Origin of the sequence: Paenibacillus peoriae (assembly GCF_022531965.1) — a bacterium.
Classification (GTDB): Bacteria; Bacillota; Bacilli; order Paenibacillales; family Paenibacillaceae; genus Paenibacillus; species Paenibacillus polymyxa_D.
In genome coordinates this window covers 4,246,162-4,265,894 of sequence record NZ_CP092831.1, presented here as the reverse complement: position 1 = coordinate 4,265,894, position 19,733 = coordinate 4,246,162, and the positions used below count along the sequence as shown (strand labels likewise).

Genomic DNA, 19,733 nt, shown 5'->3' with positions numbered 1-19,733 from the left:
TATAACTATTAGGGAGGATTATAGTGAAACCGATCTATATTACCTTAGGGTTTTTATTTTTGGCGCTTGGAGTTATTGGTGTAGTGCTACCATTGCTACCGACTACACCGTTTCTGCTGCTCGCGACCTTTTTCTTTATGCGGGGGTCCGAAAGGATTCACCAGTGGTTTTCGAATACCTCCCTGTACCAAAAGCATCTAGAGAGTTTTGTTCAAACAAGGTCGTTGAAGCTGTCTACGAAAATCACGACATTGGGCTTAGCGTCAACGATGCTGATTATAGGCTTTATTTTCACCCCTAATGTGTGGGGCAAAACGCTCATCGTCTTGGTCATCCTTTTTAAATATTATTACTTTATATTCCGAATCGGAACAGTGAGAAACGCTGCAGCAAAAATAACGCCCTCATCTTCACCTGCACCTACTCCAAAAAAAAAGTCTAAAATGGTCGACAGCCGTCTGCTCGGTCTAGTGGAACATTCTCGAAAATATATCGTATGGGGTGTGCTTGTGCAGTGGATCGGTCTTTTGGGGAGTATAGCCGCTGTGTTGTCTATGGCCTTTGTTATGCAGCAGGCATGGGAAGGACAAGTGACTCGCAAGCTGATTCTATCTATGACGGTCATTGTTATTGCTGCTATTGCAGTTCGCTGCCTGAGCAATTATGCAGCCAGTATGTTATCCTATCGTGCTTCGGTAAATGCTAAAAAAACGCTGCGCTCGCAAATTTACAGCAAGTTGCTGAAGATAGGGCCCGCATATACAGATCATACCTCCACCTCGGGGGTTATTCAGGTTGCTGTAGAAGGGGTAGAGCAGCTTGAAACCTATTTCGGTAGATATATGCCTCAGCTATTTTACAGTCTGCTTGCCCCCGTAACGTTATTCATTACCCTCTCTTTTGTCAGCTTCAAAGCAGCCATTATACTATTGATCTGCGTTCCCTTAATTCCAGTGTCGATCATTGTCATTATGAGGATGGCTAAAAAGCTTTTTCGGAAATATTGGGGTAGTTACGTCAATTTGGGCCACAGCTTTTTGGAGAATGTGCAAGGTCTGACTACGCTCAAAATGTACGGAACAGACCAGGATAAACATCAGGAAATGAACACAGCAGCTGAAGATTTTCGCAAAATGACGATGAAAGTGCTGACTATGCAGCTTAACTCCGTGGCCATTATGGATCTTATCGCATTTGGTGGTGCCGCTGCGGGTGTACTGGTCGCGGTAAGCGAATATTCTTCTGGACGAATTGGCTTGGCAGGAGCAATCATCATTGTTTTGCTGTCGGCAGAATTTTTTATTCCTCTGCGTCTTCTGGGTTCTTACTTTCATATCGCCATGAACGGAATGGCTGCAAGTGACAAAATATTCCAAATGTTGAGCACAGAGGACCTTATCCAAGGACAAAAAAGCATAGAAACCACAGATATTCGTCTGGAACAGGTGAGTTTCGCCTACGACGAAAGAGATACCTTACGAAATGTATCCATGGATATTCCCCAGGGCAGCTTTGTATCCATTGTTGGGGAATCAGGCTCTGGTAAAAGTACGGTAGCCGGATTGATTGTTGGGCATCACGAGGGGTATCGAGGAAGCCTGACGATTGGAGGAACCGAGCTTACCGATATTTCGGAAGAAAGCCGCATGCGTCATATGACCTGGATCGGTTTTAACAGCTATATTTTTAAAGGCACCGTGGAAGCAAATTTAAAAATGGGCAATGAGCACGCGGATGAGCAACACATGCTGGAAGCTTTGCGACAAGTGAAGCTGTATGATTTTATCCTCTCAGAAGGAGGTCTGGAAGCAGAACTGGAAGAGCAGGGAGCAAATCTGTCAGGAGGACAGCGCCAACGGCTAGCACTAGCCAGAGCATTGCTACATGATAGTCGTGTCTACATTTTTGACGAGGCCACTTCTAACATTGACAGTGAAAGTGAGGAAGGCATTATGGAGGTTATACATGCGCTGGCAGGTCAAAAAACAGTGATTCTTATCTCTCACAGACTGGAAAACGTAGTCCAATCCGACTGTATCTATGTGCTGCAAAACGGTTTGGTGGCAGAATCCGGAACACATCAGGAACTGTTGAGCAAGCAGGGACATTATGCGGAGATGTATCTCAGTCAGCATCGGATGGAACAGTTTGTAAAAGGGGGTGCAGTATATGCGTAGACCCGGTTTACGAATCATGGGTCAATTGTTGGTCTTGGCAGGACCTCTTTTACCTGTGCTGCTTATCACGATTGTTACAGGAGTGCTTGGTTTTGTATGTGCTATTGGCATTATAGTGTTTGGAGCCCTGGCTCTGCTTACAGCAACGGGCATCACGACAGGCTACACCCTATCGTTTTTGCTGACAACGATCGTGGTTTGCGCCGTACTGCGCGGCGTATTCCGTTATGGCGAGCAAATGAGTGGTCACTATCTCGCTTTCAAGCTGCTGGCTGTACTACGTGACAAGATGCTTCAAGCCCTGCGAAGACTCGCTCCAGCCAAATTGGAAGGCAAGGACAAGGGAAATCTGATCTCACTCATTACAAGTGATATTGAGTTGCTGGAAGTATTTTATGCGCATACGATAGCTCCTGTTATGATTGGCATCATCACCTCACTGCTCATGGTGTTTTTTATCGGTTCTTATGAGCCTCTGCTAGGCTGGCTTGCTGCGCTTGCTTACATAACCGTCGGTTTGTTTATTCCCCTACTTACGACACGTATGGGCAAGCGCCAAGGGATGGAATACCGGAGCAGCTTCGGCCAGCTGAGCAGTTATTTTTTGGACAGCTTACGTGGGATGAAGGAAATTGTGCAATATGGGCAAGGGGAACAACGATTAAATGAAATTAACCGTCGTACGGATCAGTTGGATGCCAAGCAGAAAGAGTTGAAGCATCATGAAGGCATCACAAGAGCAGTCACAGATGCAGCTGTAGTCGGATTTTCATTCTTGATGCTGCTAGCTGGATTGTATAGCATGTCTAAAGGACAGATGGATTTTACAAGTATGCTGATTTCAGTCATTGCTCTGTTTAGTTCATTTGGTCCGGTGGTCGCACTGAGCAATTTGTCCAACAATTTGCTTCAAACGCTGGCAAGCGGGGAACGAGTGTTGAGTCTATTGGAGGAAACTCCGGAGGTAGAGGAAAATATCGACGGGATGAGTGTCGCCTTTACTGGGGCACGAGTAGACAAGGTGACTTTTTCATACGATGGTCAAACGGTGCTGAATGATGTAAGTCTCATGATACCGCATAAGCGGATTTTAGGCATTCAGGGTAAAAGCGGCTCTGGCAAGTCTACACTGCTGAAGTTGCTGATGCGATTTAGGGACCCGCAGCAAGGTGAAATTTTGCTATCCGGACACGATTTGAAGGAAATTGGAACCCGGCATTTGAGAGCCTTACAGAGCTATGTAGACCAGCATACGTTCCTGTTTGATGATTCCATTGCAGCTAATATCAAAATCGGAAAGCCTGATGCTACACATGAGCAGGTGGTGGAAGCAGCACGTAAGGCATCCGTGCACGATTTTATTATGACCTTGCCTCAGGGGTATGACAGCCGAGTTGGAGAATTGGGGGACAGGCTGTCTGGTGGAGAACGTCAACGCTTGGGGCTGGCCAGAGCCTTTGTCCATGATGCGTCTCTCTTACTGCTCGACGAGCCTACCAGCAATTTGGACAGCCTGAACGAGGCCATTATTTTAAAATCGTTAAAGGAACAGCAGCAAGATAAAACGATTGTCCTTGTTTCGCACCGAAGTTCTACCATGCGGATTGCTGATGATATTTTTCAAATGGATAATCGAAGACTGTCCTGACTTTTCTAACTATTGTTATATCCTAAGGGCAAAAGTTGTAGCCTGTTCATGGTATTGTCATAAAATGGAGTGTGTGTTGAAATGGAAGCGTCATCCTTATTTAAATCATCCAGCTTTTCAAGCTTGTCTTATTTTGTTAGCCTATTAGGTGAAGATTTTATAAAATCCTAAGGTATATTGACAAGTCATAAACATCATAAATGATGGATGAACAGAGGCTGTAAGCCGATGTACAGAAATGGGTGGTGAACAGAAATGTCAGATTTCAATCAGCTTAAAGAGCTTGAGCACACAAAATATCCCATATATGAAGGCTATGATTTGGGTCTTACTTATACGCCTGCGGGCAGCAAGTTCAAGGTATGGGCCCCGACTGCGAAGCAGGTCCATATAGCGTTGTATAGCGATGCAGGGGCGTACGATCAGGAGGGGAACGTTCAGGAGCACGGCGGGGGCCAGGAATTTCTCATGATCCGTGATGATCAAGGGGTATGGTCTATAGAGCTGGAAGGTGACTGGAACAAATATTATTACATGTACAGGCTGGAGTGGGCGGACAACACTGTTCATTATGCTGCCGATCCATATGCCACAGCGGTATCAGCCAACGGGCAACGTACAGCGATCATTGATTTGGCTCAAACCAACCCGGATGGATGGGAATTGGATGCGGGGCCTACCCTTAAGCGGCCGACGGATGCCATTCTCTATGAGGTTCATGTGCGTGATTTTTCGATGGATACCTATTTTAATACAGGGAAAAAAGGCTTATCTGCTGCTCAGGGACGGTTTGAGGCCTTTACGTATACGGGATTGAAGGATCCTGAGGGGAACAGTATCGGGCTGGATCATCTGCTGGAACTGGGCATTACACATGTTCATTTGCTTCCGGTAGCTGATTTTCATACGGTGAATGACTTTGCGGAATTAGATACTGAATATAACTGGGGCTATGATCCCCAGCATTATAATGTGCCGGAGGGGTCTTATTCTTCCAATCCGGCTGATCCGGAGGCACGTATACGAGAGCTGAAACTGCTGGTACAGTCTTTGCATTCTGCCGGCATCGGTGTCATTATGGACGTTGTATACAACCATACGTATTCGGTGGAACAGGGGCCATTTGAGCCTGTTGTACCTGGATATTATTACCGCACGGATGAACAAGGGCAGCTCACCAATGGATCAGGTGTAGGCAATGAGGTGGCAACCGAACGTCCGATGGTGCGCAAGTATATCAAGGATTCACTACGCTATTGGGCAGAGGAATATCATATAGACGGCTTTCGATTTGATCTGATGGGTCTGATTGATACACCAACCGTGGTGCAGCTTACGCAAGAACTTCGCTCTGAAGTGCGTCCGGATCTGCTGATCTATGGTGAGCCTTGGACGGGAGGAGAATCTCCACAACCCTTGCTTACGCTAAAAGGAACACAACGGGACAAAGGCTTTGCTGTTTTTAACGACAACTACCGTTCTGCTATTAAGGGGGATAGCGACGGTACTGGAAGCGGGTTTGCCACGGGGGCAGAACATCAGGAGGAGCAGGTGCTCAAAGGTGCTTTTGGGGCTATTCATGATTTCACAGCTCAGCCATCGGAGACCGTCAATTATGTAACTGCCCACGATAATCTCAATCTGTGGGATAAAATTTTGACGGTAAGACATTTGCGGGAGCACTGTCGTTTTCCACAATGGGAGCAGGGGAAGCCACAGGATGGGAGGACACCTGAACATGCTGTTGCCGAAGCAGATCCGTATGGGGAACTGGATGAAAATAACCTGCTAGAGGACGAAACCGTGCGCAAGTCCCTGTTGGCCAACGGCATGGTACTCACATCTCAAGGTATTCCTTTTATTCATGCAGGGGATGAACTGTTGCGCTCCAAATATGGAGACCACAATAGTTACCGGAGCTCAGATGTGGTCAATGCCATTCATTGGGATAACAAGGCGAGGTTTCGCCCCGTGTTTGATTACTACCAAGGCTTAATTGCTTTGCGACGCAGCCACCCAGCATTCCGAATGGACCAACGTGAGCTGGTGGAGCAGCACATGGAAGTGCTGCAAAGCAGTGGGCATGTGGTGGCCTTTGCTTTGAGGCACCATGCTAACGGCGATGCCTGGAATCATATTGTGGTGATTTATAACGGCTCGGATACGGAGCAGACGATAGTATTGCCTGCGGAATCGGATCGTTGGCATGTGGTCGTGGACGCACACGGGGCTGGTAATGAGACACGGTATGAAGTCGTAGGCCATCGTGTAACTGTATCGCGCTGGTCAATGATGGTGTTATATGATCAGGAAGAACCTGCACGAGTCTCCTTTTTGACTGAACAAGATCAGGCTAATCGTCAGGCGGAGAACGAATTGGAAGACTCGGATGAGGGAACAGATCAAGAAATTGCAGGTACAGCCATGGCTTTGACAGATGTGCAGCTTGGAAACGATAATGAAGTCGCTCCATTTCGTACGATTGAACTGATCTACGAGCGTACGGATCGGCAATACACTGGCTGGAACGTATGGGTATGGGGAACTGGGCATCGCGACGGACATGTCGAATTTCGGGATTTGGATGACGGTCGTGCAATAGCGCGTATTCAGGTGGCTCCTGATATACAGCGAATTGGCTACATTGTCCGGCTTAATCACTGGGATGCCAAGGATGTTGAGGCAGATCGATATATTGATATAGACCAGAACCAGTCTGTGATGCAGGTACTGATTCATAGTGGCAGAGAAGAATATTTGTTACTGGTAAATGATAATCGGGCCGGTTAGACTTGCGTGCTTGGTTGCGTATATACACAAAAATAGCATTTTTCGATCATTTCGAGAAATGCTATTTTTTTATGCAAACGTGTGTCAGTTTCAGAAAAAAGGGGTAAAATAGAATTATGGACTTGTTTAGTTTTGCCAGCTAGCTGGCTTACATCCTGTAGTACGACTGGTAAACAGGCAAGATTCTTGGAGGAAAATCATTTGTAAGGTAACCTGAAGGAGGTTGTATATCATGAGTTCTAATGGAGGAAGTATTCAACTGACCGCCCAGCCGAGAACAGAGAAGAAGGGTTCGGCCATTCGTGGATTGAGGTTAAAAGGACGGATTCCAGCTGTGGTTTACGGCTCTGAGCTTGAAGGAACCCCTGTACATGTCGATGCCAAGGAATTTAATAAAGTAGTCAAAACCGGACGTTCAGAGGTGTTTAACCTCACAGTAGAGGGTGGAGAAACCATTCCAGTTATTATTAAAGATTATCAACAGCGTGATAACCAATGGTTGCATGCCGACTTTCTGAAAATCTCCAAAAACAAACCGCTTCGCGTGCGTGTTTCTATTGATTATCAGGGTACACCTGCAGGTACAAAAACAGGCGGTATTCTGCAAGTTCAGGAAACGGAAGTTGAGGTCGAAGGTCTTCCGGCTGATTTGCCATCTACCATTGAGGTGGATGTATCCGCGCTGGATGTTGGCGACAAGCTGAGCGCTAGCGACTTGAAACTCCCTAAAGGAGTAACACTGCACGTCCCTGAAGAAGAACTGCTTGCTTCTATTATCGTTCCACGTGCAGTTGAAGTAGAAAATGCTGCTGTGGAAGGTGATGCAGCGGCAACCGAAGGCGCTGAAGAGGCTTCTGAAAACAAGGAATCCTAATATTATCAGTGGTACATGAACCTTTTCCAATTGCAAAGATCATCAAAAATGAATTCAAAATCGCTTCCTGTCAGGGGGGCGATTCTTTGCATTCATTTATTTACAATTACATACTCTTTCCCTTTAAGAGTTGTCCTGTTGTAATTTGACGATTAAAGGGAATGTGGAGTGTTTGCATGATTTTCATTCACTACGTGTTCTGATATGACGATATATAAAGTATGGTATTTACATTTTTATTTTATAAATACCTAATATATATTCTAAGGAGCGCGTACACAATCATGGACAGAACGAGTGAATTGTTGTGGCAAAGAAACAAATTGGTGATCATTATTTTTTGGATTATGGCCTTGAGCGGCATCGTCCCGGCATTATCTAATCCCTCGATGTGGGTATCTAATGGTGTAGGATTTGTAGTCGCGGCAGTTTTAACGATCCTGAATGTGAAAAAGAAAGGAATCCGCCTTATTCCGTGGATTACTACGTTTTTTAGCGTATTAATGTGTATATTTTTGAACTTATCTAACGTCGAGGTAGGGACCACCATATTAATTTGCTCTTTGTTTTTGCTGTATCCGTCTTACCGGTATTTTCTGGTAGCTATGACCTTAAATCTCTGTAATATATTTGTGCAAATAACAATCGGTACGCCCCCAATTCCCCCGGCTACCGGTTCTTTGCGCTATGTGCATGAGTTTATTATTGTTTTACTCATTGGTTTGCTACTGTTAGTGGTATCGGTGTTAAATCAAAAGCAGTTTAAGAAAAGTGAAGAGCAAAATAAAGATATCGATGCTACAAGGCAACGAATTGAATTTCTGTTTGAGCAAGTTAGACAAGCAGTGGCTGGATTGCATAGCTTTACAGAACGATTCAGGAATCAAGTAGATGCGACGGGCAGCGTGACAAATGAAGTCGCTATCGGATTTCAGGAGGTTGCCAAAGGGGTAGAAATGCAAGCTTCGAATATCACCGAGGTTACGGATAACTTGGCTCAATCTGACCAGCACGTGCGAGAGGTAGCTGATCATTCCCGAGAACTGAAGCAGCTTTCCGAAGATACGAAAAATGCCGGGGACAGAGGGAGCAGTCAACTGCTTGCATTGACGTCTCAAATTAAGGATTTGGGTCAAGTCATGAGTCGTACCAAAGAAGAACTGGACGAGTTTAGAGTACAAAGTGATAACATGTCTGCCATGCTTAAAGATATTACTCAAATCTCGAAACAAACTAATTTGCTGTCCTTGAATGCATCCATTGAGGCCGCCAGAGCGGGAGAGCATGGAAAAGGATTTGCCATCGTAGCTGGCGAAGTGCGTAATTTGGCTGAAATGGTAGGGAACACCTCGGTGGCGATGGAAGCTATTTTGACTCAACTGAGAACTCAGATGGATTCTGTCGTAAGCCAATTTGACATGGGACAGCACAGGCTACAGCAAAGTATGGAATCGGCACATTCGACCGAAATTGTACTGGAAGACATCCTGCAAAACGCCAATAAAGTGCTGATGCAGGCCGTGGATGTGGAAAACAGTACGAATAGCATGCAGCAGTATTCATCTCAGGTTGTTCAAGAGATGACGGAATTTTCAAGTGTAACGGAACAGGCGAGTGCAGCATCAGAACAAATTTTGGCTGGAGTAGAGGAACAACGAAATATAACCTCCAATATGGTGACCGGGTTTAGTGAGCTAGAGGCGTTGATTATCCAATTAAAAGAACTGGTACATGATCAGAAGGAGTACAACAGTCCTACCGAAATCAGCAAAAGCAAATAACCGACAAGCTTCTTCATCGGACTAGAGAGCCGGGGAGTATCGCTATCAAGCGGTACTCTCCGGTTTTTTTCTGCGTTTGAAGAAGGGAAATGAAGAAGAGGCGATTTCTAGAAGCTATAATTAGATGGAAGTTGATGGTATAATTTGTGGCAGTTTAAATGCTTTGTAACTAAGGGGGGATAAATTCTTATGGAGCTTAAATATTTGTTATTCGGCGTGTTGAGCCTATTGGGTAGCGGAGTGATATATACGATGGAGCGCTTTATAGCGGTCATTCAATGGGCTGCGAATTCCGTACCTGTTAAATTGAATAGTTCGGGCATTTCTATGTCAGAACCTGATATGCCGAGTTTTGTTGACAATATATTTGTTATTATTTTATTCGTATGTGGCTTGATGATACTTGGGTATGGTGTGTATGAACGACGTACACGATAACATAAGCATATTCGTTTTTATTTGGGAGGAACGCAGGTGAACGCCTTGTTGGAAATGCTGATGCAGCTATTTGAGCGCGCAGCGTTGTTACTGATTTGTTTATTTTTTATTACACGTATCCCCCGATTTAAGGAAACCTTGCAAAAGAACAGTCATTCTCCGGCAGAGCTGGCCATACTAACATTGATTTTTTGCATGTTTGCACTGTTCGGCACCTACACCGGGATTGAAGTTGAAGGTTCGCTTGTTAACGTTCGAATCATAGCAATTATGGCAGGCGGTATTTTGTTTGGACCCTGGGTTGGGATCGTTACAGGTATTATATCGGGTATCCATCGTTATCTGATTGATATCGGGGGAGTGACCTCGATTCCGTGTCTGATTACGAGTATTCTGGCAGGTGTGGTGTCAGGATACATCGGCCGCCGGGTCAATCGTTCCAAGAGATGGCTGGTCGGTATCGCCGCAGGTATGGTCTGCGAAGCGTTGACGATGCTGCTCATTATGGTGATGGCACAACCCCATAGCCTTGGAGTGGACATCGTTTCCAAGATTGGTCTACCGATGATTATCGGAGAAGTCAGTATCGGTTTAATCGTTCTGTTGATCCAGAGTGTGGAGGGGGAAAAGGAGAATATCGCGGCCAGACAGGCCAAGCTGGCACTGGATATTGCCAACAAGACGCTGCCTTATTTTCGCTCCATTAATGCGGAATCCTTGCATACCATTTGTTCGATCATAAAAGAAGATATTAAGGCAGACGCGGTGGCGATCACGGATACCAGAGATGTGCTGGCCTATGTCGGTTTTGGCGAAGAGCGTTATCACATCGGAGATGAGATCATTAGCGATGTGACTAAATCGACGATCCGCAGCGGTAAAATCACGATCCGCAATCATATTGCAGACGATAAAACACCCCAAATCCAGTCCCTGCTCATTATCCCGTTAGAGGAGCGGGGAGAAGTAACCGGAACGTTGAAGATTTATTATCGCAAAGCTTATAAAATCACGTATCCGTTGCAGACGATGGCGATTGGCTTGTCTCAAATCATTTCCACGTTAATGGAAGTATCGCGTGTGGAGCAAATTAAGGAAGCGGCGAATAAGGCCGAGTTAAAGGCACTCCAGACTAAGATCAATCCTCATTTTCTGTTCAACGCGCTGAACGCCATTGCCTCGACGACACGCACCAAGCCGGATAAGGCCCGAGAGCTAATCATTAATTTATCGGGTTATCTGCGCTATAATTTGGAGCTGAATGATGATTTGATTGAAATTCATAAGGAGCTTCAGCAGGTGTCTGATTACGTAGAAATTGAAAAAGCGCGCTTCGGCAACCGGCTTCAGGTAGAGTATGTAATGGATGAGGTGTCTGTGCGTATTCCAAGTCTTATTATCCAGCCCCTGGTTGAGAATGCGATTAATCACGGAATTCTCAAGAAAAAAGGATCAGGTACAGTAACTATTTCTGTAAAGGATCGTGGAGAAAAGGTGCGTATTTCTGTGGCAGATACCGGGGTAGGTATACGCGATGATGTTGTGGATAACCTCTATCATGATCGGGTTCCGGCTAAACAGATCGGCTTGTACAATGTGCACAGACGGCTCAAGCTTATGTACGGCGAAGGAGTTATTATTCTAAAGCATGAGCCGGGCACCGAAGTTTATTTTGACATACCAAAGGAGAAGTCATGAAGGCCATAATTGTAGAAGACGAACTTCCGGCACGTGAAGAGCTGGAGTATCTTATTCAGACTCATAGCAACATTGAGGTGACCGATAGTTTCGAGGATGGGCTAGATGTGTTTCGGTTTCTGCAAGATCAGGAGACGGACGCGATCTTTCTGGACATTAACATTCCTTCATTGGACGGGATGCTACTGGCACAGAACATTAGCAAATTTGCCAAAAAGCCCTATATTATTTTTACGACCGCCTATAAAGAACATGCGGCGCAGGCTTTTGAACTGGAGGCGTTCGACTACATCCTCAAACCATATGATGAAAAAAGGATCGCATCTATGCTACGTAAGCTGGAAAATGCTTATGAGCAGCAGAACGTTCCAATACAGGAGCCTGTCCAGACGGCGCAACCCCGAGCTGCTGAAGCCAGCACCGTTGCTGCGCCAGGTCGTATTAATCTGCTGAAAAATGACAAAATCATCGTAACGGATGCGAACGATATTTACTATGCGTGTGCGCAGGAAAAGGTGACCCGTGTCTTTACTAGGCACGAAGAATATACGATGCCGATGAGCATTTCAGAATTTCATAGCCGGTTGCCGCAGCAGGACTTTTTCCGCTGTCACCGATCGTACACAGTTAATCTGTCGCAGATCCGTGAAATTGTACCTTGGTTTAATCATACGTATCTCCTGCGTTTGCGTGGACTAGAGGCTGAAATTCCAGTAAGCCGTAGCAAGGCCAAGGAATTTCGGCAAATTATGCGACTTTAAAGGCATTTCATTCCGCTATATGTGCATTTCATTCCTCAAACGATTTCTGGCTGACATGCAGGGTTATAATAACCCGTGTAGAGAGAATCCTTACAGACTTGCTCCTCCTCAGGCGCAAAGTATACTGGATTCCCGGTTATCATAATCACAAATTGACGCTGTAGAGCCGGAATGAAAAGAGGAGATTGAAATGAAAACAAACAGCGGAAATCGTTGGCTTGTCGTACTTGGAACAATAATTGTACAAATGGGATTAGGAACCATTTACACATGGAGTTTATTTAATCAACCGTTGGTGGACCGCTTTGGCTGGAACCTCAGTTCGGTTGCCATTACATTTTCAATTACCAGTTTTGCACTGGCGTTTGCTACCTTATTCGCAGGCAAACTACAGGATAAATGGGGACTACGTCGTTTGATTTTGTGTGCAGGTGTCGTGTTAGGAGCAGGGCTCATGCTCAGTTCACAGGTAACTTCGTTATCCCTGCTATATATTTTGGCGGGTATTGTCGTAGGTTTTGCGGATGGAACGGCATATATTACATCACTTTCTAATCTGATTAAATGGTTTCCTGAGAAAAAAGGACTTATTTCCGGTATTTCGGTTGGGGCATATGGAACAGGCAGTCTTATATTCAAGTATATTAATGGTTCGTTGATTCAGTCCGTTGGTGTATCGCAAGCGTTCTTATATTGGGGAATGATCGTGCTGATCATGATTGTGGGTGGTTCTTTCCTGGTAAAAGAAGCTGTAGTCGTGAACAAGCCTTCGGTACAAAATGGGGTTGTACAGCGGGACTATACCGTTAAAGAAATGCTGCGCACCAAGCAGGCATACCTGCTGTTCGTCATGTTCTTTACCGCTTGTATGAGTGGTCTATACCTGATTGGAGTCGTCAAAGATATCGGCGTACGGATGGCCGGCCTAGATGTAGCAACAGCCGCGAATGCGGTCGCTATGGTCGCTATTTTCAATACGGCAGGTCGGATCATTTTAGGTGCGCTATCGGATAAAGTAGGTCGTCTGAAAGTAGTAGCGGGTGCTCTATTAACAACGGCGGTTGCAGTTACAGTGCTGAGTCTATTACCGCTGAATTATGGTTTGTTCTTTGCCTGTGTAGCAGGAATTGCTTTTTGCTTCGGCGGCAACATTACAGTCTTTCCTGCCATCGTAGCTGATTTCTTCGGTCTGAAAAATCAAAGCAAAAACTATGGTATTGTGTATCAAGGCTTTGGCCTCGGTGCGCTGGCGGGATCATTTATCGCAGCCTTGCTCGGCGGATTCATCCCGACCTTTACCACGATTGCGGTGCTGTGTGTCGTATCGTTCCTAATTGCCCTCACCATTCGCACTCCGGAACAAGGTAAAGGCAAACTGCGCAGTGAACGGAAGAAAAATACGAACAGTGTGCGTAGCATGAAGCCCGGAACAAAACTGGGTTAAAGGATTTGAGAAAAAAGGACCAGATGAATGCCAAAAGACCTGTCATCATTTCTCTGTGGGAGATTATGGCAGGTTATTTGTTTTTCCAATAATCTATTTTACGGTATAATAAAAAGATGTGTAATAAGCCGATATATACAAAAGACATAAGCTAAGAACCTGACAGGAGGACGAGTCATGATCGTGGATACAAGCGGGAATCTGCTTGCCCGCAATACGAAGCTGCGAAATACATATCAAATTCGAAGCGCCTTGTCCCGCAGTGAGCTGGCCATCGTGTATACGGCAAGGCTGTTGGATAACCGAGAAAAGGTCATTGTGAAGGAATTTTTTCCGAATGCACTGGCTTTGCGGGGGATGGATCGAAAAACGGTCACTTGCGGTGCTTCTATGCAATCCAAATACGTGGAGTTTATGCATTATTTTTTGCGTGAAGGGCAAATGTTGAAGGAGTTAAGTCACCCGGGAATTGTCGGTTATATAGATCACTTTGAGGAAAATGGAACTGCCTATCTGGTCATGGAATACTGTGCAGGCAAGACACTGGATCGAATGATGAAAGAAGAGGCTGCGCCAACGTATGACCCCACTTTTTTGTACCATACGCTGCTACCTTTAATTGATGCCATGGAGTACATTCATGACAAAGGAATTATTCATCGGGATATTAAGCCGGGCAACATTATGATTGGGGAAAATGGCAACGTCAAGCTGATTGATTTTGGTTCGGCTGTGCATTTTGAAGGCAAAGAGCATCCGATTTTCACCACGGCGGGCTATTCTCCGCTGGAATTTTACTCTAATCGTTCGCAGCAGGGACCTGTGTCGGATATCTATAGTTTGGCCGCTACGCTGTATTATTGCCGAAAAGGAACACCTCCGCCAGATGTGCCAGGCCGATTATTTGCAGATCATGCTGAGCGGATTCAGATTGAAAATGCGGGACTTTCTCTGCTGCCGTATGTCATTCGGCGTGGTCTGGAGGTACAGGCTAACAAGCGCTGCCGCTCACTTCGATGGTTTAAAGCCGCACTACGTGCGGAATATTGGATAAAAAAAGGGAAGCGCCCTACTCTTACGGTTCGTTAATCATAAGAGACGGCGCTTCTCTTTTTTTACGTTGTGACCGACATTATCCTGTCGGAGCTTGGATATGGTCGGTGTACACTGAAGTATTTGGTTTAATCGCTTTGTATCGCAGCTCGATTTCAGTGACACCATCCTCGAATGTAATGTACAGTTTGTCACTGTACTCCATGACCGCTTTTTTGTTGCGGGCTAATCTGATTTTTCCATGCTGTAAGGCACAGCGTGTATCATGTTTCACGATCAGGCTCCCTTTTCTACCTGCGGAAAATAGGATCCGTTCTGCTTCTGGCAACGGTTCGTGAACGTCAAGCGTACGGAACAACTCCTGCAAGCTGACCTTACGACCCGGAAAGGAGGTGAGCGGCCAAGATTTTACCGGAATCTCATGTCCACTTGCTGTAGCGAGAAAATATCCTTCGATTCTTCCGGCAAACTGCGGCTTCGGCCGCAAGAACCAATACAGTAGAGCGGCTACCACGATACTGATGGCTACTGTCCATTTAATGGCTGTATACCGAGATTGTACGGAAACGGTTAGTGTAGCGCTGCTGGATGCTCCTTCCGGATCGGTAGCAGTAATCTTTAGCTGAGAGTCACCTGTGTGGAGCTCGGACAGCAGCAGATCATTACCGTTAATCTCAGCATGGATCGCATCCTCAGAGGCTTCTGAATCCAACTTATAGTTCAGCTTGTCATGATTCGGGTCAACAATAAAATCCGAAACACTTCGACGGGAATCACCGTCTTCTTTCACCAGGTGAATCGTCAGGTCTTTTAAGACCTGTGGCGCTGCATTGGCCGCGTGAACTTTATGTACAGTTCCCTTACGGTACCATTGCGGGCTATCCAGAGATAGCTGCCATGTATAATCCCCGGTTTGAGGGAACGCATATTCGGTATGGAAGGTTCCTGACTTATAGGTCATAGGCACCTTTTTGGCTGTGCCCCCTTTTGGAGTAACAATAATATGGGCTTGGAGAGACGTATATACGGCTTCATCCGTAAGCTTTTGACTGTCGGGTAACAGGAGCTGAGCTTGAAACGGTGTGGCTTGACCTTTCAGCAACTGCACAGGCTTGTCGCCATGAGTGGCCGATGCTTGCTTTCCTCCCATGGTTGCTTCGGCTTCCAGTCGGTAGCTGCCAAGTAAATTGATTTTCACCAAATCTCCGCGTATGCCCCGTAGTTTCAACTTCACTTTACCTGCCTGTGGATGCTCGATTTTTAAAATCGCATATCGGCTCGACTTGTACCTGCGGACATTTTCTGAATTGGAATATAGCTGTGTTTCCAGAAGGGGATGCTCCGACAAAAGCACCAGATTGGCTTCCTCCATACTGGAATCAGGTAGAGTTACAGTTAATTCCTGCATCTCGCCAGTGGTCGTAATTGCAGCAATTGGAACGAGCTTGGAGCGAATTTGACTGGCGAAAATACGGTTCAGAATTTCCGGCAGATCCTCGGCACTACTCGTAATAAAAGAAGCTCCACCCGTTTGAGAAGCGATCCGTTCGAGTTCTTGTCGGTTCACTGTGCCATCATGGTTCAGACCAATCGTGTACACCGGATATCCTTTGGTCTGTGCAGATTTGATGACAGAGGATACATCGTTATTGGAGTCACCTTTGGATCGGGAACCAGAGGAGGCACCAAAATCAGTCTCTCCATCTGACAATAGAATCATAAAAGGCTGACGCCCTTGGGATGCTCCTGCCGCTAGAAGCTCCGAGCCTTTGCGCAACCCAAGTCCCAAATCCGTATAACCGGAACGGTTAAGTGTTCTGATTTCCTGCTGGATCTGGGATTTTTGCGCTGCCACGGCAATCGAAGTGAGTGGTTTCGAGGCGACCACGTTATGATTGTAGGCAACGAATCCGACGCGTGTGCGGTCTGCATCACTCAAATCCATAAACATATTGATGACTTCCGCGGCAATGCCCTCAGGATCGGTATCCCTCATGGAATAACTGGTATCCAATACAAAAACGGCATCATAACCCTCGATCGGGACAGCGCCTAAAGATGCTGCATTAGCCTGATTTACAGTGCAAATGACCCCGTTTAAGCCCATTTGTAAAAATAGTACAAAAGTCATGAAAATGATAATCCCTAGTTTCCTTATTCTGAACATAAGCTCCTCCATCGCCGAGGCCAACATGGGGGATCAACTCTCCTAATCCTTGGGATATAAGGGATAAAGGATCAAAACAGCTGATAACCCTCACATTAGCCATGAATTTGATTCTTTTACGCTTATCAGAAATATCCAATGGACTTCTATCGGTAATTAAGTTCCATTTGTGAATATTTCCCTGAAGAAACAGGTCTAACATATCATGAAAATTACGTATTCACGCATAAAATGAGTCAAAATGCCCTATTTCAATCTGAGACTACAGAAATTGACAAAACTGAAGGGTACTTTGTATGATAGCTCTCGTATCAACGGCAAAAATTGGGATTGAAGTTAGGAATACGAAATCATAAATTTGAAATTTCTGTGTTATCTGACTTTTGATTTTGAAAAAACATCTCATGTGCATGCTTTGCCGTTAAAAGCCGAATAACGCTTCGGACCGATTTTCGAGGTTACATGCCTGTACCGTAAATGTGGTATAAGCTCAATCCTTTGACGAATTTAAATGTTAAGTAGGGGGGAGGAGGCAAAAGAACTAAAAATGAGTATTCGTCTGTTTCAAATTGGACATCCCGTGTCCGTATATGGAGCAATGGACCTATAACTCATACTTTATTCATTTGCCGACAGCGATGGAAATCATTTATCAAACCAACCGGACAATGCTTTTTGAAGAGATTAACCCGGAAAAGCTGGACCTGATCACCATTGTAGGTGATGTGAAGGGTATTGACAGCTTGAGCGATGAGAAGATCAAGGAAATTAATCAGCACCTTCTGGTGCGCAGCTTTGACGAATTTTTGGATAAGTTTTCGCCGACTGTGTATTCGTTTTTTAACGCGGCCAATCAAAAAGTCGTCTACACCCTTAAAAAGCCAGAAGGAATTGATGAGGATAGCATTTCTGAAATTCGTGTAAATCAAAGTAATGACTTTCTGAAAATGTTGTTTACGCTCATCGATACAAAGCGGAGTCAAGGAATCACTAATGTAGATTTCAAATTTGAAAATCTGCTGGATATGATTTCACCGAAAAAGGTCATGGATGATATTCGCCAAGTCCGCAAAGAAATTCACTATATGTACGGTGAATACGACAAGCTGGATGATGGTGACCCGAAGAAACTCGACATGGGTGACAAGCTGAATGGCATGTTCGAGGAAGCGAGTCAAAACTACAACAACGTTATGGCTATGCTCCCACTGGCAATTGAGGACATCAAAACCCGCCTTCTGCTCGGTGGCGCTCAAGAGGAAAACTCCGGTGAACTGATCCAGGTGGGCATGCTCTCCATTGGAGAAAGCGGCGAACTGAAAATTATTGAAGCGCCGAAGAGTGACAGCACTGAGCTGATGTTGTTGGATGAGAACAGCACTGGCGATCTCTCCCAAGTATTCGAAGAGGATTATAACTCCATCACAGATACGCCTTCTGACTATGTGAAGGATTTGGTAGTTCGCACATTTGTGCCACTGCCAGCTGTTCAGACCAAGGTGGATACGGCGGTTGAAGTTCAAAACTACAACACGTATCTGGAGTTCTATAAAAATGCCAAGGACGATTTCGTAAAGGCGGTAAAGCCGCTTGTGGAAAAAATTCTTGGTGTCAAAATGTTCTTCGATCAATATGCAACGAAGAGTAAAGGTATGCTGCCGACAATGCTGGTGGCGAACAACAAGCTGGATATGCTGGTGAAAAGCAGCAATATCCCGCGGCTGGAAACGTACCTGAATACTGTGAATGCTAAGAATGAATTCAGCGACACGATCTGGTTCGGTATCGTTCCATCCGTCGAGCTGGAAGCAGCCGGTAAGGTAAAGGTTTCACGTGAACGCTTCAAGGGCAATGAGAAGGTCGTTAAGCAGGGCGGAAATTCTATGGAATCGCTCTCGATGCTGTTGCAAGTCGTGAAAGATTACAAAATTCAAATGTTCTTTAACTTTGAATCCGGTGAAGAAACGACTTTCAACAGTATGGCGACAGCAGGCATCGATAAATATGTCGATAAATGCGCGAGTCTCGTTCGCAGAGAATATAGCGAATTTGCGATTCCTTGTGTACCGAACTTTACGATTATTCCGAAGGACAAATCGGGTGTCATTATCGACAGCAAAATGCTACAGACCGAAGACGGTGTACAGCTCTCTAAGGAGAAAGAGGATATTCTCAAGCTGTGGATCGAGGGCGTTTATGTAGGTGCAGCCTACGTTGCCGCCGGCTTGGTTGCTTCCTATCAGTGTCCTGAATACCTGCGTGAGACGTTCAAAACGGTCAATAAGAACTTCCCTGGCGTACGCTTCGACATCGAAGCAGGAGACAACAGTCTGCGCACGGTGACGACGATGGCCAAGGAGATCACCGGTTTCACCAACACGATCAAGGATGCCATCAACCGTAAAAACTTCGGCTTTGTATTTTCGTCGGAGAATGCACAGATCCAGGATAAGGATATCCGCCGGATTACCGTCTACAAGGCGAGAAGCATGGCGATGTCCGAGGACGGTTTTGACTCCATCTACAAGACGCTGGTCAGCACGTATATTGAACGTATTTTGCGCTACCAGACAGGGGACTTCAAACACGAAAATATCGTCCGCTTCTTCAGTAACAATCCGAGCAGTCAGAAGAGCAAGTGGCTGAGCAGCAGAGGATCTGTTAACTCGATCATTCAGGACGGAGACGATATGAGCTTCATTATTGATGAGAAAAGCAATATGTGCCATATCGACCTGGTCTTCAACGGTAATGTGAAGAACCTGGAAGTCATGATCACTAAAGGAACCAGCTCGGTCAAATCATGATCCGAGCCCTACGAAAGATGTTAGAGGCGTTTCTTTCTAGAACCGCCTTTATACATAAATCGCGAAGAAGCTCTGCTTCTTCCGCCATCATATTA

12 protein-coding genes are annotated in these 19,733 nt (G+C 45.5%); 11 read left to right on the top strand and 1 reads right to left on the bottom strand.

Annotated features, from left to right (window positions below; translation table 11 throughout):
- Positions 1-23 precede the first annotated feature (23 nt).
- From MLD56_RS18905 to MLD56_RS18860, 10 genes are all read left to right on the top strand, one after another.
- Positions 24-2,177 (top strand): DUF454 family protein, encoded by a 2,154-nt coding sequence (locus MLD56_RS18905; protein WP_029515693.1) that lies wholly within the window; start codon positions 24-26, stop codon positions 2,175-2,177.
- Positions 2,170-3,825, top strand: a complete 1,656-nt coding sequence (locus MLD56_RS18900; RefSeq protein WP_029515692.1) for an amino acid ABC transporter ATP-binding/permease protein — start codon at positions 2,170-2,172, stop codon at positions 3,823-3,825. Before MLD56_RS18905 ends, MLD56_RS18900 begins: the two co-directional genes overlap by 8 nt.
- A 255-nt stretch (positions 3,826-4,080) precedes the next feature.
- Positions 4,081-6,615 (top strand): type I pullulanase, encoded by a 2,535-nt coding sequence (pulA, locus tag MLD56_RS18895; protein ID WP_029515691.1) that lies wholly within the window; start codon positions 4,081-4,083, stop codon positions 6,613-6,615.
- 232 nt (positions 6,616-6,847) lie between these two features.
- On the top strand, positions 6,848-7,489 hold the full coding sequence (locus MLD56_RS18890) for a 50S ribosomal protein L25 (RefSeq protein WP_029515690.1): 642 nt from the start codon (positions 6,848-6,850) through the stop codon (positions 7,487-7,489).
- 284 nt (positions 7,490-7,773) lie between these two features.
- Positions 7,774-9,270, top strand: coding sequence for a methyl-accepting chemotaxis protein (locus MLD56_RS18885; RefSeq protein ID WP_029515689.1), 1,497 nt, complete (start codon positions 7,774-7,776; stop codon positions 9,268-9,270).
- A 189-nt stretch (positions 9,271-9,459) separates the two neighbouring features.
- Positions 9,460-9,708 carry a hypothetical protein gene (locus tag MLD56_RS18880; RefSeq protein WP_029515688.1) on the top strand — a complete coding sequence of 83 codons (249 nt, stop codon included), beginning with the start codon at positions 9,460-9,462 and terminating at the stop codon, positions 9,706-9,708.
- Between the two features lie 36 nt (positions 9,709-9,744).
- On the top strand, positions 9,745-11,406 hold the full coding sequence (locus MLD56_RS18875) for a sensor histidine kinase (protein WP_029515687.1): 1,662 nt from the start codon (positions 9,745-9,747) through the stop codon (positions 11,404-11,406).
- Positions 11,403-12,167, top strand: a complete 765-nt coding sequence (locus tag MLD56_RS18870) for a LytR/AlgR family response regulator transcription factor (RefSeq protein ID WP_029515686.1) — start codon at positions 11,403-11,405, stop codon at positions 12,165-12,167. Before MLD56_RS18875 ends, MLD56_RS18870 begins: the two co-directional genes overlap by 4 nt.
- Positions 12,168-12,357: 190 nt before the next feature.
- The gene (locus MLD56_RS18865; RefSeq protein WP_029515685.1) at positions 12,358-13,611 is read left to right on the top strand and encodes an L-lactate MFS transporter; all 1,254 of its coding nucleotides are present in this window, start codon (positions 12,358-12,360) and stop codon (positions 13,609-13,611) included.
- 177 nt (positions 13,612-13,788) lie between these two features.
- Positions 13,789-14,700 (top strand): serine/threonine protein kinase, encoded by a 912-nt coding sequence (locus MLD56_RS18860; protein WP_029515684.1) that lies wholly within the window; start codon positions 13,789-13,791, stop codon positions 14,698-14,700.
- Positions 14,701-14,743: 43 nt separating this feature from the next.
- Here the strand turns inward: MLD56_RS18860 and MLD56_RS18855 are convergent, their stop codons facing one another.
- Positions 14,744-16,831 carry a vWA domain-containing protein gene (locus tag MLD56_RS18855; RefSeq protein WP_029515683.1) on the bottom strand — a complete coding sequence of 696 codons (2,088 nt, stop codon included), beginning with the start codon at positions 16,829-16,831 and terminating at the stop codon, positions 14,744-14,746.
- 638 nt (positions 16,832-17,469) lie between these two features.
- Between MLD56_RS18855 and MLD56_RS18850 the strand changes: the two genes are divergently transcribed.
- Complete coding sequence (locus tag MLD56_RS18850) at positions 17,470-19,638, top strand: hypothetical protein (protein ID WP_023989860.1); 2,169 nt, start codon at positions 17,470-17,472, stop codon at positions 19,636-19,638.
- The last annotated feature ends 95 nt before the right edge of the window (positions 19,639-19,733 follow it).

What these genes read in the sequence shown, in the direction of transcription:
- MLD56_RS18900 (WP_029515692.1), top strand. Translation starts at nt 2,170, where the DNA reads ATGCGTAGACCCGGTTTACGAATCATGGGTCAATTGTTGGTCTTGGCA.
- pulA (WP_029515691.1), top strand. Translation starts at nt 4,081, where the DNA reads ATGTCAGATTTCAATCAGCTTAAAGAGCTTGAGCACACAAAATATCCC.
- MLD56_RS18890 (WP_029515690.1), top strand. Translation starts at nt 6,848, where the DNA reads ATGAGTTCTAATGGAGGAAGTATTCAACTGACCGCCCAGCCGAGAACA.
- MLD56_RS18885 (WP_029515689.1), top strand. Translation starts at nt 7,774, where the DNA reads ATGGACAGAACGAGTGAATTGTTGTGGCAAAGAAACAAATTGGTGATC.
- MLD56_RS18880 (WP_029515688.1), top strand. Translation starts at nt 9,460, where the DNA reads ATGGAGCTTAAATATTTGTTATTCGGCGTGTTGAGCCTATTGGGTAGC.
- MLD56_RS18870 (WP_029515686.1), top strand. Translation starts at nt 11,403, where the DNA reads ATGAAGGCCATAATTGTAGAAGACGAACTTCCGGCACGTGAAGAGCTG.
- MLD56_RS18865 (WP_029515685.1), top strand. Translation starts at nt 12,358, where the DNA reads ATGAAAACAAACAGCGGAAATCGTTGGCTTGTCGTACTTGGAACAATA.
- MLD56_RS18860 (WP_029515684.1), top strand. Translation starts at nt 13,789, where the DNA reads ATGATCGTGGATACAAGCGGGAATCTGCTTGCCCGCAATACGAAGCTG.
- MLD56_RS18855 (WP_029515683.1), bottom strand. Translation starts at nt 16,831, where the DNA reads ATGTTCAGAATAAGGAAACTAGGGATTATCATTTTCATGACTTTTGTA.
- MLD56_RS18850 (WP_023989860.1), top strand. Translation starts at nt 17,470, where the DNA reads ATGGAAATCATTTATCAAACCAACCGGACAATGCTTTTTGAAGAGATT.